This window comes from Flavobacterium hydrophilum (assembly GCF_003202405.1).
Classification (GTDB): Bacteria; Bacteroidota; Bacteroidia; order Flavobacteriales; family Flavobacteriaceae; genus Flavobacterium; species Flavobacterium hydrophilum.
Genome location: NZ_QJHL01000001.1, coordinates 2183048 through 2200339, shown reverse-complemented (window position 1 = coordinate 2200339; position 17292 = coordinate 2183048). Strand labels below are relative to the sequence as shown.

10 protein-coding genes are annotated in these 17292 nt (G+C 35.0%); all 10 read left to right on the top strand.

Annotation, left to right across the window (positions count from 1 at the left end):
- Window positions 1–40: 40 nt before the first annotated feature.
- The 10 genes from pta to DMB68_RS08415 all read left to right on the top strand — a co-directional run bounded on the left by pta (window position 41) and on the right by DMB68_RS08415 (window position 17289).
- Window positions 41–2134, top strand: a complete 2094-nt coding sequence (pta, locus tag DMB68_RS08460) for a phosphate acetyltransferase (protein WP_110346166.1) — start codon at window positions 41–43, stop codon at window positions 2132–2134.
- Window positions 2135–2220: 86 nt separating this feature from the next.
- Window positions 2221–3405, top strand: coding sequence for an acetate/propionate family kinase (locus tag DMB68_RS08455; RefSeq protein WP_110346165.1), 1185 nt, complete (start codon window positions 2221–2223; stop codon window positions 3403–3405).
- A gap of 32 nt (window positions 3406–3437) precedes the next feature.
- Entirely contained in the window at window positions 3438–3863 is a 426-nt protein-coding gene (locus DMB68_RS08450; RefSeq protein ID WP_110346164.1) for a DUF3995 domain-containing protein, read from the top strand.
- Window positions 3864–3962: 99 nt separating this feature from the next.
- Window positions 3963–6707 carry a helix-turn-helix and ligand-binding sensor domain-containing protein gene (locus DMB68_RS08445; protein ID WP_110346397.1) on the top strand — a complete coding sequence of 915 codons (2745 nt, stop codon included), beginning with the start codon at window positions 3963–3965 and terminating at the stop codon, window positions 6705–6707.
- Between the two features lie 243 nt (window positions 6708–6950).
- Window positions 6951–9965 carry a SusC/RagA family TonB-linked outer membrane protein gene (locus tag DMB68_RS08440; RefSeq protein WP_110346163.1) on the top strand — a complete coding sequence of 1005 codons (3015 nt, stop codon included), beginning with the start codon at window positions 6951–6953 and terminating at the stop codon, window positions 9963–9965.
- A 4-nt stretch (window positions 9966–9969) separates the two neighbouring features.
- Window positions 9970–11436: a RagB/SusD family nutrient uptake outer membrane protein gene (locus DMB68_RS08435; RefSeq protein ID WP_110346162.1), complete on the top strand. Its 1467-nt coding sequence runs from the start codon at window positions 9970–9972 to the stop codon at window positions 11434–11436.
- Window positions 11437–11455: 19 nt separating this feature from the next.
- Entirely contained in the window at window positions 11456–12433 is a 978-nt protein-coding gene (locus DMB68_RS08430; protein WP_110346161.1) for a LamG-like jellyroll fold domain-containing protein, read from the top strand.
- 74 nt (window positions 12434–12507) lie between these two features.
- Window positions 12508–13896, top strand: a complete 1389-nt coding sequence (locus DMB68_RS08425; RefSeq protein WP_110346160.1) for a glucoamylase family protein — start codon at window positions 12508–12510, stop codon at window positions 13894–13896.
- 118 nt (window positions 13897–14014) lie between these two features.
- On the top strand, window positions 14015–16315 hold the full coding sequence (bglX, locus tag DMB68_RS08420; RefSeq protein WP_110346159.1) for a beta-glucosidase BglX: 2301 nt from the start codon (window positions 14015–14017) through the stop codon (window positions 16313–16315).
- A gap of 188 nt (window positions 16316–16503) precedes the next feature.
- Window positions 16504–17289: a glycerophosphodiester phosphodiesterase family protein gene (locus DMB68_RS08415; RefSeq protein WP_110346158.1), complete on the top strand. Its 786-nt coding sequence runs from the start codon at window positions 16504–16506 to the stop codon at window positions 17287–17289.
- The last annotated feature ends 3 nt before the right edge of the window (window positions 17290–17292 follow it).

The window sequence follows — 17292 nt, the reverse complement described above, 5'->3', positions numbered from 1 at the left end:
TTAAAAATAATTCGAATACATTAGTTTCAAAATATAAATTATGAGTAAAGCGATATACATAGCCACAAGTGACCAGAATAGCGGGAAATCAATTATTACGCTCGGTTTAATGAGTATTTTAATTGGTAAGACGGCTAAAGTGGGTTATTTCAGGCCTATTATTGAAGATTTTGTCGATGGTGAACAGGACAATCATATCGAAACTGTTCTTTCACATTTTAATCTTGATATCCAATTTGAAGATGCTTATGCCATCACCAAAAGCAAATTGATCAAGAAAAAAAACAAAGGCAAAATAGGGGAGGTTTTAGATCTGATTATTGAAAAATATAAAAAACTGGAAGAACGTTATGATTTTGTTTTGGTAGAAGGAACGAGTTTCACGGGCGAAGGAACTTCAATTGAATTGGATCTAAATGTGTTGATAGCCAAAAACCTCGGAATTCCAACCATCATTATCGGTTCGGGCGTTGGTAAAACTTTAGAGGAACTACTAGACAGTTTATATCTGGTTTACGATTCTTTTAAAGTAAAAGAAGTTGAAGTTTTATCGGTTTTTGCCAATAAAGTTCAGCCTGAAAATATTGAGTTGGTTACAAAAAGTCTTCAGAAAACGTTGCCTTCGAACGTTTTGGTTAATACGATTCCGTTGATTTCTACTTTAAACAATCCAACGATGCAGGAAATTGTCAATGAGTTGGATGCTAAAGTTTTGTTTGGAGAAAATTATCTCAATAATGAAATTGGTCATTTTAGTGTTGGTGCCATGCAATTGCATAATTACCTGGTACATCTGCATGATAATGCTTTGGTAATTACGCCGGGAGATCGCTCAGATATAATTCTGGGAGCTTTGCAGGCCAATGAATCAGCAAATTATCCAACCATTTCAGGAATTATCCTTACCGGAAATATCCTCCCGGAAAACAGTATTTTAAAACTTATTGAAGGACTTTCTGCTATTGTTCCGATTATTGCTGTTGATGGCGGAACGTATCATATTACAAATAAAATTGGTGCTATCAATTCTGAAATTTATGCTAATAACACACATAAAATTGAAACTTCAATCAATACATTTGAGAAATATGTACAGATTGATGATTTATCAGAACGCCTGATCACTTTTGTGCCGGAAGGAATGACTCCAAAAATGTTTCAGTACAATATGGTTAAAAGAGCCAAGCAGCATCGAAAACACATCGTGCTTCCGGAAGGTAATGATGACAGGATTATTATTGCTGCGTCAAGATTATTGGATATGGATGTAGTCGATATTTCAATTATAGGAGATAAAAAACAAATTGAAAACAAAGTAACCGAACTAAGTTTAACGTTTGATTTTTCGAAAGTAAAGATCATCAATCCAATAGAATCTGAGTTTTATGAAGAGTATGCCAATACTTATTATGAGCTTCGAAAAGAGAAAAATGTAAGTATTACAATGGCACGGGATTTAATGGAAGATGTTTCGTATTTCGGAACGATGATGGTGTATAAAGGTCACGCAGACGGAATGGTTTCCGGAGCTGCACATACAACACAGCATACCATTTTACCGGCATTGCAGTTCATTAAAACCAAACCGAATTCTTCTGTAGTTTCATCCGTATTTTTTATGTGTCTTGAAGACAGGGTTTCTGTTTTTGGCGATTGTGCCATAAATCCAAATCCAACGGCTGAACAATTGGCAGAAATTGCGATTTCATCTGCAGAATCAAGCTCAGCTTTCGGGATTGAACCTAAAATTGCCATGCTTTCGTACTCTTCGGGTTCGTCAGGAAAAGGCGATGAAGTAGAGAAAGTTCGTACTGCGACCGAAATCGTAAAACAAAAACGCCCGGATTTAAAGATAGAAGGACCAATTCAGTACGATGCTGCAGTAGATCGTACCGTAGGAAAAAGCAAAATGCCGGATTCCGAAGTAGCAGGGCAGGCAAGCGTCCTGATTTTCCCGGATTTAAATACCGGAAATAATACGTATAAAGCGGTTCAGAGAGAAACCGGGGCTTTGGCTATTGGTCCAATGCTTCAGGGATTAAACAAACCTGTAAACGATTTAAGCCGTGGCTGTACGGTTGATGATATTATAAATACAGTGGTAATTACAGCGATTCAGGCGCAGGGATTGTAAAATTAATTATGAATAATAATTATGAGTTTTTGTTTCTTTAAACCTTTAAAAACTCAACTATTTAGTTACTATCAACTTTAAAAAAAATGAAAATATTAATAATAAACTCAGGTAGTTCATCAATAAAATATCAATTAATGATTATGCCGGAAAACGAAGTAATTTGTTCAGGTATGATTGACAGAATTGGACTTGAAACTTCAAACATCACCTTTAAAACAACTGAAAATTCAATAGAAGAAATAGTATCAATTCCAACACACAAAGTCGGTCTTCAGAAAGTAGCTGAAATGCTATTGGATACAGAAAAAGGAGTTATAAAATCGACTTCGGAAATTACAGCAGTCGGACATCGTGTTGTGCATGGCGGTAGTTATTTTTCGGAAACGACCATAATTAGTGATGAGGTTAAAGCTAAAATAAAAGAATTATCAGAACTGGCTCCTTTGCATAATCCAGCACATTTGGTTGGAATAAATGTTGCCGAGCAAATTTTCTCTGATGCCAGTCAGGTAGCTGTTTTTGATACCGCTTTCCACCAGACTATTCCGGTTGAAGCCTATAAATATGCAATTCCGAATTATCTTTTGACAGAAAATAAAGTACGCGTTTACGGTTTTCACGGTACAAGTCATAAGTATGTTTCTGAAAAAGCAATTGACTACTTAGAAAGCAATTCCAAAATTATAACCATTCACTTAGGAAATGGGTGTAGCATGAGTGCTGTAAAAGATGGAAAAAGTATTGATACTACAATGGGTTTTTCACCAGCCAATGGTTTGATAATGGGAACGAGAGCAGGAGATATCGATCAGTCGGTAATCTTTTATCTGATAAAAAATCTGGGATACACAGCCGATGAAGTGAATGCTATTTTACTAAAACAAAGCGGAATGCTTGGTCTGACAGGTTATAGTGATTTGCGTGATATTGAATCAGAAGCTGAAAAAGGAAACACAGACTGCCAATTGGCTTTATTAATGAATGCTTACCGAATTAAAAAAACAATTGGAGCTTACACAGCAGCATTAAATGGTTTAGACGCCATTGTTTTTACAGCCGGAATTGGCGAAAACTCTTCGTATATGCGAAAATTGGTTTGTACTGATATGAATTATTTCGGAATTGAACTGGATCAGGAGAAAAATCAAATTCGTTCTAAAGAAATCCGCGAAATAAATTCAGCAAACTCTATAGCAAAAGTTTTAGTCGTGCCAACCGATGAAGAATTTGAAATTGCAAATCAGGTGTATCATTTGCTGCATAACTAGTTAGAGAAAATTATAATTACTTAGTACTTAAAATGATACAATTAATATCAATTATTTTGTTTCTAGTATTCCTTTTTCTTTCATCCATTCATTGGTATTGGGCTTTTGGAGGCAAATGGGGAACTCAGGGTGTGTATCCTGCAAATCCGGATGGAAGTCCGATGAGACCACCAGGCATTGCAGCCACTTTGATAGTAGCAATTGGATTGTTATCCTTTGGCATTTTCTATTTGATAAAAGGAGAATTCGTTTCAATTGAACTTCCTTTCTGGCTCAATAAAAATGGTCTTTGGATATTGACTGGAATATTTATAGTAAGAGCTATTGGAGATTTTAAATATTTGGGATTTTTCAAAAAAATAAAAAACTCCAAATTTGCGATTAATGATTCAAAATACTATTCGCCGTTGTGTTTTGCAATTGGAGTACTGACTCTGATTTTAGGACTCGATCTTTAAAATAATCAGATTAGAATGATAGTAAACTCCTGTAACGGGAGTTTTTTTTTATGCCCAAATAAATATTTGTGAGTATATTTGAGTTTAAATCCGAATATTTTGAAATCGATACTTCTAAAATCATTTTTATTCTTTTTCATTACCTCTCAAATTCAATCTCAAGAATTACTTCCCTTCGTAGAAAATTACAGCAAATCTAATTATCAGGGTGACAATCAGATCTGGAATGTTGTTCAGGGAAAAGATAATGCGATGTATTTTGCTAATAACCATTATTTGCTGAGATACGATGGTGTGATATGGGAAAAATATACGTTGCCGAACAAAACAATCATTCGTTCTATTATGATTGAAGGTGATAAAATCTACTCAGGTTCTTATAAGGAATTTGGGTATTGGTACAGAAAAGAGGGTAAAATGCATTATGTTTCCATTACCAAAAATCTTCGCTTATTTGACGAAAAAGACAATGAAGAAATCTGGAAAATTTTCAAGTTCAACGGATCCATATATTTTCAGTCATTTAATGATGTTTTTATTTATAATGGACAACACATTCAAAAAATCAGATTTCCATTTTTGATATCTTATTGTTTTGTAGTTAATAAGAATTTGTATGTTGCTTCGGTAGAAAAAGGTGTTTTTAAAATGAACGGATCACGAATTGCCAATCCGAAAGGTTGGGATGTCCTTAAAAATTGTGTTGTTCATGCGATGGAAACATATAATAATAAGACATATATTTTTGCACAAAAAAAAGGCATTTTTATTGTTGAAAACGGAAAACTAAAACCGTGGAATAATTCATTAAATGAAACTTTAAAAGCCGCTACAATTAACGTAGCAAAGTTTATAAAAAACGATAAACTTATATTAGGTACCGGAAACAGAGGTGTTTTTATTTATGATTTTAAAACCGATACCCACAAAAATATTGATCGTGACAATGTGTTAATGAATAATTCAATTTTAAGTATTGGTCTGGATAAAGAAAATGATTTATGGCTTGGATTGGACAATGGTATTGCTCACGTAGAAGTGAATTCTCCAATATCTATATTTTATGATAATTCAGGTATTTTAGGCTCCGTATATTCCGTGGCCACAACAAGCAAAGGATATTTAATTGCTTCTAATCACGGTGTTTTTGAATTTGATTCTGGGAAATTCAAAATGATGCCCAATACTCAGGGACAGGCGTGGAATATTACCAAAACGGATACTAAATATATCATTGGGCATAACGATGGAACCTTTTGCTACGAAAATGGTTCTTTAGTTAAAACAAATAATGTAAGCGGAGGCTGGAATTTATCGAAAAGCAGTATTAATAACACCTGTTTTCAGTCAACTTACAGTGGAATTTTATTATATGATGATATTTCAAAATTAACCGAATATAAAAAAATCAAAGACATTTCTAAACCGATTAAATATGTAGCCCAAAATAAAAAAAATGAAATTTTTGCTGCAGATAATTATCGCGGTTTGTACCGTGTCATATATAATGATGATTTTCAGACTAAAAAGGTTGAAAACATTACCCAGCAGAGTAATATAGAAAATGATTTTGGGGTTAAAATTTTTGAGTTTAGAAACGAAATTCTGTTTCTAATTGATAATTCATGGTATACCTACAATTCAATCACCAATAAATTGGAAGAAAATGAATTGTTCAATACAAATTTTAAAAATATCACGGATGTTATAGCAATTGATGAAAATCATTTTATGGTACTTCAGGATGGAATTTTATATCATATATATGCTTCAGGAAATAAATTTGTATGGAATATCATTCAGGAGAAATATTATAAAGGAAAGCTGATCAATGATAATTTAAGAATTTTTAAAACGAACAATCATTATTTACTGAATCTTGATGACGGTTTTATTTCTCTTCAGCTTAAATACGAAAACAAGCAAAATAAAGATGTTAAAATAGAAGCATTTAATGAAGGGATTCTACTTTCAAAGGATTCTAAGATTGAATATAATACCGAATTAAAAATTAATGTGATATCTGGAATTTATGGAGCCAGTAAACCTAATTTGTTTTATAAAATCAATAACAGCAAGGATTTTATACCTATTTCTGATGGATTGATTTTACTTAACAATCTAAGTAGTGGTAATCATTCTGTTATCGTTTATAAACACGATGGCGCTAATTATGATAAAGTTTGCAATTTCGAATTTAAAGTAGCTCAACCCTGGTATTTTTCAGTTTGGATGATTTTACTGTATCTCTTATTAGTGGGAGCAGTTTTATTTTTTTATTATAAGTGGAATAAATTTCGCTACATGCAAAAACTGGAATTGCAGGCAGAAGAACAAAGACATCAAAGGAAAATTCTGGAAATGGAATTAAAAGCCGAAAACGAATTGAATATTCAGGAATACGAAAAACACATTCTGGAACTCGAACTGCAAACTAAATCATCAGAAGTTGCCGGTAAATCATTGTCAATAGCTAAACAAAGCGAAATGATTGAAAATATTCAGGGTATTCTGGATTCAGAAAAAGATTTTAATAAACTTAAAAGTGAAATTAAGAAAGCAATTAAGATAAATGAAGTCAATAAACACGAATGGGAAATCTTTGAAACCAATCTGAATCAGATTCATAATGAGTTTATCATTAATTTATCAAAGAAGTTCCCAATACTAACCCCAAAAGATATTAAACTGTGTGTTTATCTTAAAATGAATCTTTCATCAAAGGAAATTGCACCGTTAATGAATATTTCATTCAGGGGTGTTGAACTGCACAGATATCGCCTAAGAAAAAAATTAAATCTTTTACAAGAGGAGAATCTTTCCAGATTTTTGCTTAATATATAATTTGTCTTACTAAATTTTATTGATATTTTATTTTTTTACCATGTTTTTTGTGTAATTGTAATACATCTTTACTACATCATAAGGTAGTGTTAACTAAAAATATTTAAAACATAAATTATTGATATTTAATAGTTTAAATGTAATTTTTCATATAATGATGTAGCTGTGTAGTAGTGCTCATTGATGTACTACAACGTTGTAATTGTTTAATTTGGCTCTACTAACTTAAACGATTAAAACTGTATGAAAAATTTTATTTTTAGCTTTCTGGCCCTATTGCTTTTACCGGCTTATATGTCGGGTCAGGCAATAAAAGGAAAAGTAATAGATAGTAATGGAATGGGAGTTCCCGGAGCAATTATTAGTGCTTCCGAATCCAAAACTTCTGCCGATGCTGATTTCGATGGAAATTTTACTATAAATGCTAAGGCGGGTGAAATATTAAAGGTATCAATGCTGGGGTTTGATGCTGTAAACATAACAGCAACTTCTGGTTTGATGACCATTACTCTAAAAGAATCAAGTGATACTGCTTTGAAAGAAGTAGTAGTTATTGGATACGGAACAAGAAAAAGAGTAGACAATACCACCGCCATTTCATCTATTTCGTCAGAAGAAATTACGAGAACCAAAGTATTGAATGCTTCTCAGGCTATACAAGGAAAAGCTGCAGGGGTGCAAGTGATTTCCTCTGACTTGCCGGGAAGTACGCCCTCAGTTATTATTAGAGGTTTAGGTACTGCATTGGGAGGAAGAACACCTTTGTATGTAGTCGATGGTATGCCAACAGAGAATATCAATAATATCAATGCAAATGATATAACTTCATATGATGTTTTAAAAGATGCTTCAGCATTAGCAATTTATGGTACAAGAGCTGCAAATGGGGTTATTATTATTACCACTAAAAAAGGAAAAGGTGAAAAAGTTTCAGTAGAAATTGAAAGTTTCACTGGTATAAGAGAGCCTTTGAAAAAAGTGAAAGTGGCAGGCAGCAATAAGTATGCACATTACACAAACTCAGCTTTGCAGGCTACTACTTTTTCACAAGATCAGCCTGTAAATACAGATTGGTTTGACGAAATTACAAGAACTGGGACTTATTCTCAAAATAATGTTTCTGTTTCGGGTGCTTCTGAAAATATCAAATACTTTTTCAGTTTAGGAAATTATGAAGAAAAAGCAATCTTAAACGGATTGGACTATAGCCGTACAACGTTTAGAAATAATAATGAATATAAAATTTCCAGAAAACTGACTTTAAATCAAAACTTCAGTTTTACCGCAACCAAATCAACACCTAAGCCATTATCTGCTTTTACAAATGCTTACAAACAATCACCAATTGTTCCGGTTCGTTTTGCAGATGGTAAATATGGAGTATCAAGAGTAGGAGCTGATGGATTTGCCAGTCAAACAGGATCATCCTTCAATAATGTTGGAAATCCTGTAGCTCAACTTGATTTTTTTAATGAGCAGCAAAGGAGCCAGACTTTTCAGGGAGGTTTAAAATTAGATTACGAAATAATAGAATCCTTAAAATTTACATCACAATTTAATGGAGAATTCTATACATGGAAACAATATAATTTTGATGACACTAAAGAGATCTGGTTAGCAGCAAATCCTAATAAAGTGTCCAGTGATTATGAAAAAGAATTTCCAAATGCCAATATAAATTTATTGACAAAGGGAAGAGAAGAATATTACAACTGGAACTTTTCAAACTATCTGACTTATAATAAAGAATTTGCCGAAATTCACAATATTGAAGTAACAGCTGGTATAGAAACCAATGTTAAGGGAGCAAGAGAAAAACTGACTATTGCCAGAAAAAATGTGAATGCAGATGAAAACTACTGGTCTTTAAAAGATGGAGAATATGCTACAAATGTAACAAGTTATAAAGATGAAGTTTTTAATGAAGTAAAGCTGGCATCTTATTTAGGACGTTTCCAATACAAATTGATGGACAGATATTTGATAACCGGAACAGTGAGACGTGATGGATCATCCAATTTTGGAAAGGATTACAGATGGGGAACATTTCCTGCTTTTGGTTTAGGCTGGGTGGTTTCAAAAGAAGCCTTTTTAGCAGATTCAAAAACAATTAATTTATTAAAATTAAGAGGAGGCTGGGGTAAATTAGGAAATCAAAACGTACCACTTAATAGAGCTAGTTATACGTCAGGTCAGACTGCCTATCTGGGTGGTTCTATTTTGAATGAAGGAACAACGATCAACTCTCAAATTGATCCAAAGTTGTCCTGGGAAATTACAGAAGAAACTTCTGCAGGTCTGGATTTTGAGATTTTAGAAAACAGATTAAAGGGAACTTTTGATGTGTATGATAAAAATACATCTAACGTAATTTTAAATACAAAACCGTATTCAACATCGGGAATTACCAATGTATCTCCGGCACACGTAGGGGAAGTTTCAAACAAAGGATATGAAATTTCTTTACGTTGGGACGATAAAATTGGTGAAAACTTCAGCTATTGGGTAGGAGGAAACTTTTCGAATAATAAAAATGAACTGACAGGAGTGAAAGATGTTATTTTATCTCCTGTTATTGGAGGAAATTTAGGTAATGGTCAGGATACTAAGTTGTTGGACAATACCTCAATTGGTCAGCCATTAGGAAGCTTTTACATCTATGAATATGCAGGTTTTGATGCCACAAACGGAAAAATGCTGTATTACAATGTGTTGGGTGAAAAAGTGACTCAGGATGCCTTGAGCGCGCTTGTCGATAAAAAATATGTTGGCTCTATTTTACCAAAATCTAATTACGGGGTAACCTTAGGATTTGCCTACAAAAACTTTGATTTCTCTGTAGATGGTTACGGAACAAATGGAGCAAAAGTGTATAATGGTAAAAAGGGACAACGTATTGCAGGTGAAAATATCGAAGAATCTTTGGCAACAGATTTCTGGACACCAAATAATTTAACAGCTTCAAATCCGGCACCATTCAATCAGGTTCCTGTTGCTTCTACTTATTATTTGGAATCGGGAGATTTCTTCAGAATCAATAACATTACGCTGGGATACAAATTACCCTTACAAAGTACCGGTTTTATTAGTGCCTGCAGAATTTATGTAAATGCAATTAATCCATTTATTACACAAAAATTCTCCGGATTCTCTCCAGAATTAAACGGTGATGGTGATCCTTATAAAACACAAGGAGTAGAGTTAGATGCTTATCCAACTTTAAGATCATTTGTAATTGGTGCCAACTTAAAATTTTAATATTATGAAAAAAATATATATAGCAGCGTTTGTAGTATCAGCATTCATTTTTACGGGATGTGCAGACGATTTTTTAGATGTAGAGCAAACAGAATCTATTTCTACGGACGATATTGAGTTGTTCAATAATGATGCGGGAGCAAGTCAGTTTGTGACCTCAATTTATAACAAATTTTTAAATTGGGATATGACTTCATTTGGATGGATTGGTTTATCAAGTATTACTTCTGATGATGCTGACAAAGGATCTTCTCCGGGTGACACAGGAACTGATAAAGATGTATTGGACGCGTTGACTTATAATGCATCAAATCCTTCTGCAGAGAGCACTTTTAATGCCAATTATGACGGAATCAACAGGTGCAATCAGGCCTTAAATATTATTCCAAAATTAGACAAGGCCGATCCTAACTTAACAGCAAGATTAATAGGCGAAGCTAAGTTTTTAAGAGCTTTTATGTATTTCACCCTGGTAAAATGTTATGGAGGCGTGCCAATTGTAGATCACCTGCCTGTCCCTGGGAATGATGCTGACAGAATCATGCAATTAACCCGTAAAACGGCTGCCGAGGTTTATACTTTTATTGAAAGTGACTTAAACGACGCCATTGCAGCATTACCGGAAAAATCAGCTTATGGTGCAAATGAAAGATCCAGAGCTTCAAAAGGTGCTGCCTATGCTTTATTGGCAAAAGTAAGTTTGTACCAAAAAAACTGGCAAAAAGTAGTGGACAACTGTAATAAAGTTACAGGTTACACCATTGTAGATGATTATGCATCTATGTTTAGACCAGCCGGAAAATTTGATTCGGAATCTATTTTCGAGATTTATGCGCAAGGTCCGAGTACTGGGAAAGTAGCTAAAGGAATAGAAGGTTATTCTAATACACAGAACCCACGTGGTACTGGAGGCTGGGGCTGGGGATTTAATACTCCATCTCAAAGTTTAGTAAATGCTTATGAGCCTGGTGATGTTAGAAAAGCGGCAACTATCATTTTTAGAGGTCAGACTTTATATGATGGAAGAGAGATACCCAACACTGTTGACAATGAAAGATATAACTATAAAGCATATTCATCAGCATATACAAGAGACTGGGAGACCGATGTGGATATTAAATACCTAAGATATGCTGAAGTTTTATTAATGAAAGCGGAAGCTTTGAATGAATTAGGACAAACAGATTTAGCTATTCCATTATTAAATCAAATTAGAAAAAGAGCCAATTTAGGACCTACGCCAGCAGTATCCCAATCGGATGTCAAAATTGCTATCTGGAAAGAAAGAAGGGTAGAAATGGCTTTTGAACACGATAGATTTTTTGATTTGGTACGTACTGGTCAGGCGAAAGCGGCTTTTGCTGCTGATGGAAAAGTATTTGTTGAAGGGAAGCACGAATTGTTTCCTATACCAGCAGCATTTTTAAAACAAGCAGGAACGTTGTCATCTCAAAATCCTGGTGGTTATTAATCCTTAAAAAATAATTAAAATGAAAAAAAATAAATCTATTTTCTTCCTCTCTTTTGTTTTGGCTTCTACAGTTTTTGTAAGCTGCGAGGATAGTATTGATAAGGAAAATAATCCAATTCCTTATGAGGCAATTGGAGGTTACGATAGTTCTGATGATGTTGCTGCAGCTCACTTAGTTTCAAAATTAAGTTTTGATGGAGATTTGACAGACAGCAAAAGCAATATAACCGGACTTGAAGGAATGAACGTTGCTTATGCAGAAGGTGTTAAAGGAAACGCTTATCAGGGATCTAGTTCTGTAGCAAGATATGCGGTAGGAAATGCGACTGCAAAAATTACTTCCCTAAATGATTATTCTATTTCATTTTGGATGAACACAGCAAATACAGTTCCTGACGGAGGAAGTCCCGCACAAGGAAAAGGTGCTCAGGGTATTTTTTCTATCGTCAGACCAACTGAATTTTGGGGCGGAATTAATTTATTCTTAGAAAATCCGGACACTGCTAATCCAAACAGACTGAAACTAAAACTTGGAGTAGAAAATGGTAGAGCCGGAGTTGCATGGAAAGGCCAAAGTGTTATAGTAAATATCGATAATAGTTTAAATACCTGGGTACATGTTGTTTTGGCGTATGATTCTAAAACGAGTACTATGAATTGTTATACTAACGGAGCACCAAGCGCAAACGTTGGAGGTTTTCCTTATGCTCCTGCAGCTGGTGTTGTTGGGACAGCGATTTTATATGCTGATGATCCCGGAACATATGAAAATGCTAAAAATGCCCCAAAATATGGTGTATTTCAAATGACAGGAACAAATGGAAAAGTTGTTTTTGGAAATCATCAATTTGAAACAACTCCTCCTTTAAATAATGGATCTGATCAGGGATGGGCAACAAGTTATGCAGGCCTAATGGATGAATTCAGAATTTATGATGCAGCTCTTGCCAGTAACGAAGTTACAGCGCTTTACAAATTAGAAAAAGATAAAAGATAGCAGTCTTCAAATACACTACACTTGGGATGAAAATTCCAAGTGTGTTTTTCAAGTAATACCACAATATTGTAAAAATGAAAAATAGTTTATATATCGTCCTTTTTTTGAGTGTTTTTATGGCGTGTTCTTCTTCTTCACCCGAAGGAGAAAATAACGGAGGTACACCACTGCCAACAAATCCGGTAATACCCACTAAGCCATTAACAGATGCTGAAGCAATGGATCAGGTTCAGAAAGATGCCATCAAATATTTTTGGGACTATGCTGATCCTAATTCGAAATTAGCCCGTGAAAGATATATTACTGAAGATCCAAATTTCGAATCGAATATTATTACAACAGGCGGTTCAGGTTTTGGATTAATGACCATTGTTGTAGGTGTGGAAAGAGGTTTTTTGCCAAGAGCCGAAGCTGTTTCCAGACTTTCAACTGCTTTAACTTTTCTTGAAAAAGCAGAACGTTTTCACGGAGCATGGCCGCACTGGATGGATAATACATCAGGCAAAGTTATTCCGTTCGGGACAAAAGACAACGGAGGGGATTTAGTAGAAACTTCTTTTGTTTGTCAGGCTCTAATTACTATAAGAGAGTATTTTAAAAACGGAAGTACTGCTGAAAAAGAATTAGCAGCCAAAGCCGATGAACTTTGGAAAGGGGTTGAATGGGACTGGTACACCAAAGGCGAAGAAGCATTATACTGGCACTGGTCACCCAACTATGGCTGGGACATGAACTTCAAATTAGAAGGGTATAATGAGTGTCTGATTACCTACATAATGGCCGCTGCATCACCAACACATCCTATTTCTGCGGAAGCGTATCACAAAGTCTGGGCAAGAAGTGGAGCCATTGTAAACGGAGGTTCCCAATACGGAATCCCGGTTGTTCTAAACTATAATGGAGCAACAGGAAATGTCGGCCCCATGTTTTGGTCACATTATTCGTATTTAGGTTTAGATCCAAATAATCTAAAAGATAAATATGCAGATTATGGTGTTTTAACGCAAAATCATGCTAAAATTATGGTACAGCACAGTGTTGTAAATCCAAAAGGATGGAAAGGCTACTCAGATAAATGCTGGGGTTTAACGGCAAGTTACACACGAAATCCTGATGGTACAACAGGTTATACAGCGCATCAGCCAAACAATGATACCGGAGTGATTTCGCCAACAGCAGCTTTATCTTCTTTTCCTTTTGCACCTGTTGAGGCAATGAAGTTTTTACATTATTTATATGATGAAAATAAAGCCCAATATGTTGGAATTGCAGGTCCTTATGATGCTTTTTCACCACAGTACAATTGGGTGACCAAACGTTATTTAGCCATCGATCAGGGAACAATTGCACCTATGATCGAGAATTATCGTTCAGGTTTGTTGTGGAAATTATTCATGAACGCATCTGATACCAAACAGGGGTTAACAAAACTTGGATTCAAATCAACGAAATACGGAATTTAGGCATTCAGCCAGAAACAATAGGAACGTTTAAATACCACTGAATGAAAAATCGCCATTGATCCGAATCAAAATTGGGATAAAACAATGGCGATTTACATAAAAACAAAAAATATTTAAAATGAAAAAGAACTTAATCATGCTTTTTTTAGCATGTGCTGTCTTGGGTCATGCCCAAAAGAAGGATGCTAAAAATGCTGTAAAAATCAAACCAAAATCAGAATTTGTTACTGAATTACTGTCAAAAATGACTTTAGATGAGAAATTAGGTCAGCTTAATTTGCCAACTTCCGGAGATATCACAACAGGTCAGGCTAACAGCTCGAATGTTGCAAAAAATATCGCTGAAGGTAAAGTAGGTGGTTTATTCAACATAAAGTCAGTACAAAAAATTAAAGAAGTGCAGAAAATTGCGGTCGAAAAAAGCCGTTTAAAAATTCCGCTGCTTTTTGGTATGGATGTGATTCACGGTTACGAAACAACATTCCCGATTCCGCTTGGATTATCCTGTACCTGGGATATGAAGCTAATCGAGAGAAGCGCGCAGATTGCTGCGCAGGAAGCAAGTGCTGATGGTATCAACTGGACATTTTCTCCTATGGTAGATATTTCGCGGGATCCTCGTTGGGGAAGGATTTCCGAAGGTTCAGGAGAAGATCCGTATTTAGGTAGCCAGATTGCAAAAGCAATGGTGAATGGATACCAGCAGCACGATCTTTCCAAAAATAATTCCATTTTGGCTTGTGTTAAGCATTTCGCATTATACGGTGCTCCGGAAGCAGGTCGTGATTACAATACCGTAGACATGAGTCATATTCGAATGTTTAATGATTATTTTCCGCCTTATAAAGCCGCAGTTGATGCCGGAGTAGGTTCGGTTATGGCTTCTTTTAACGAAGTAGACGGAATTCCGGCAACTGGAAGTAAGTGGTTAATGACTGATGTTTTAAGAAAACAATGGGGCTTTAAAGGATTTGTAGTAACAGATTATACCGGAATTCCTGAAATGATTGATCACGGAATGGGCGATTTGCAGCAGGTTTCGGCTTTGGCTTTAAATGCTGGAGTTGAAATGGATATGGTTGGAGAAGGATTTCTGGGAACTTTGAAGAAATCTTTAGACGAAAAAAAAGTTACTATCGAAACTATTGACAATGCCGTTAAATTGATTTTAGAAGCCAAATACGATTTAGGATTATTCCACGATCCATACAAATATTGCGATCCAAAAAGAGCCAAAACAGAAATCTTTACAACAGCCAGCAGAAAAGAAGCCCGTGATATTTCAGCCCAATCATTGGTTTTATTAAAAAATCAAAATCAGTTGCTGCCTCTTAAAAAAACGGGAACTATTGCCCTTATCGGACCATTGGCAGATGCCAGAAACAATATGTCGGGAACCTGGAGTGTTGCTACTGTTGGTGAAAAATGTATTTCTTTATTGCAGGGAATTCAGGATGTAGGCGGAAAATCTGTAAAAGTGCTTTATGCAAAAGGAAGCAATTTAGATTACAATGAAACGTTTGAAACCAATGCCACGATGTTTGGCAAAACCTTAAATCGTGATTCTCGCCCAAAAGAAGAATTAATTGCCGAGGCTTTAAAAGTAGCAGAACAATCTGATGTAATTGTGGCAGCTTTAGGAGAATCTGCAGAGATGAGCGGAGAATCGAGCAGCCGTACCAATTTAGAAATTCCACAGGCTCAAAAAGATCTGCTGAATGCTTTGCTAAAAACAGGAAAACCAGTCGTTCTGGTTTTATTTGACGGACGTCCTTTAGTTTTAAATGATGAAAATGCAACTGTTCCCGCTATTTTAAATGTGTGGTTTGCCGGTAGTGAAGCTGGTCACGCTATTGCAGATGTTTTATTTGGAGATGTAAACCCTTCCGGAAAATTAACAACGACTTTCCCAAGAAGCGTGGGTCAGGTACCAATTTATTATGCTCACAAAAATACAGGAAGACCACTTTCTAATTCAGAAGGAAAGTTCGAAAAGTTCAGATCAAATTATATTGACGAAAGAAACGAGCCATTATTTCCTTTCGGATTTGGATTAAGTTACACGACTTTCGATTATTCGAACCTGAAAATTTCTGCTGATAAAATGAATTTTGATGGAAAATTAAAAGTTACGGTAGATGTAATTAACACAGGAAATTTTGATGGAAAGGAAACAGTTCAGTTGTACATCAGGGATTTGGTTGGCTCAGTAACAAGACCTGTTAAAGAACTAAAAGGTTTCCAAAAAATAGCACTTAAAAAAGGAGAGAAACAAACCGTAAATTTTGATATTACGGTTGAAGATTTAAAATTTTATAACTCTGATTTACAATTCGTAGCAGAGCCCGGACAGTTTGATGTTTTCGTTGGAGGAAATTCAGCTGCCGACAAGAAAGTTAGTTTTGAGTTAACTAAGTAATTGGTTTGTTATTAGTAATTGCCCTTCGTACTGGTTATACGAAGGGCTTTTTTATAAGCAATTATAAATTCTAAACGGGTATTATTAAAAACGTCAGTTCGAGTGTTTTTTGAGTAATAAAACGGAACAAAAAATGTATCGAGAACCGTTTTTAATTCTCTAAACTAGTAATTCTAATTTTTATAAAAATGAAAGCTATCAAAATATTTAAAGGATTTCTTTTCCTGCTTATAATAGTAGTTTTATCTTCTTGCAATGCGAAAAAAAATGCCATTGTAGCGCATCGTGGAGCCTGGAAGAAAAACAATCTTCCTGAAAATTCCATTGCAGCCTTAAGGCACGCAATCGATCTGAAACTGCCCGGTTCAGAATTCGATGTCTGGAGAACTGCTGATGATTCGCTCATAATCAATCACGATGCGCATTATAACAAACTGCTGATCGAAGAAAGCAATTATGCAGATTTGATAAAGTTTAAACTTTCAAATGGAGAAAAGCTGCCAACTTTACGGGAATATATTTTAGAAGGAAAGAAAAAGAATGAAAAGACTCTTCTGGTCTGCGAAATAAAACCTTCGGAAATAAGCAAAGAAAGAGGAAAAAAGACAGCCATATTAGCGGTTGAAACTATTAAGAAACTAAAAGCGGATAAAAAAACCTGCTACATTAGTTTTGATTACGACATTCTAAAGCAAATCAGAGCAGTAGATACAAAAACTGTTCTGCAATATCTGGAAGGAAATAAACCTCCCAAAGAAGTAAAAGCAGATAACATCAACGGTATCGATTATCATTATTCGGTCTTTAAAAAACATCCGGAATGGATTCAGGAAGCAAAAGACGGCAAAATCATTCTGAACACCTGGACAGTAAATGAAGCCGCAGATATGGATTGGATTATTGCACATAAATTCAATTACATCACGACAAATGAACCCGAACTTTTAAAAGAAAGATTAGAAGCGGAAAAATAATCC

Coding starts and splice junctions, on each gene's coding strand:
- DMB68_RS08430 (WP_110346161.1), top strand. CDS start 11,456: ATGAAAAAAAATAAATCTATTTTCTTCCTCTCTTTTGTTTTGGCTTCT.
- DMB68_RS08450 (WP_110346164.1), top strand. CDS start 3,438: ATGATACAATTAATATCAATTATTTTGTTTCTAGTATTCCTTTTTCTT.
- pta (WP_110346166.1), top strand. CDS start 41: ATGAGTAAAGCGATATACATAGCCACAAGTGACCAGAATAGCGGGAAA.
- DMB68_RS08455 (WP_110346165.1), top strand. CDS start 2,221: ATGAAAATATTAATAATAAACTCAGGTAGTTCATCAATAAAATATCAA.
- DMB68_RS08425 (WP_110346160.1), top strand. CDS start 12,508: ATGAAAAATAGTTTATATATCGTCCTTTTTTTGAGTGTTTTTATGGCG.
- DMB68_RS08415 (WP_110346158.1), top strand. CDS start 16,504: ATGAAAGCTATCAAAATATTTAAAGGATTTCTTTTCCTGCTTATAATA.
- DMB68_RS08440 (WP_110346163.1), top strand. CDS start 6,951: ATGAAAAATTTTATTTTTAGCTTTCTGGCCCTATTGCTTTTACCGGCT.
- bglX (WP_110346159.1), top strand. CDS start 14,015: ATGAAAAAGAACTTAATCATGCTTTTTTTAGCATGTGCTGTCTTGGGT.
- DMB68_RS08435 (WP_110346162.1), top strand. CDS start 9,970: ATGAAAAAAATATATATAGCAGCGTTTGTAGTATCAGCATTCATTTTT.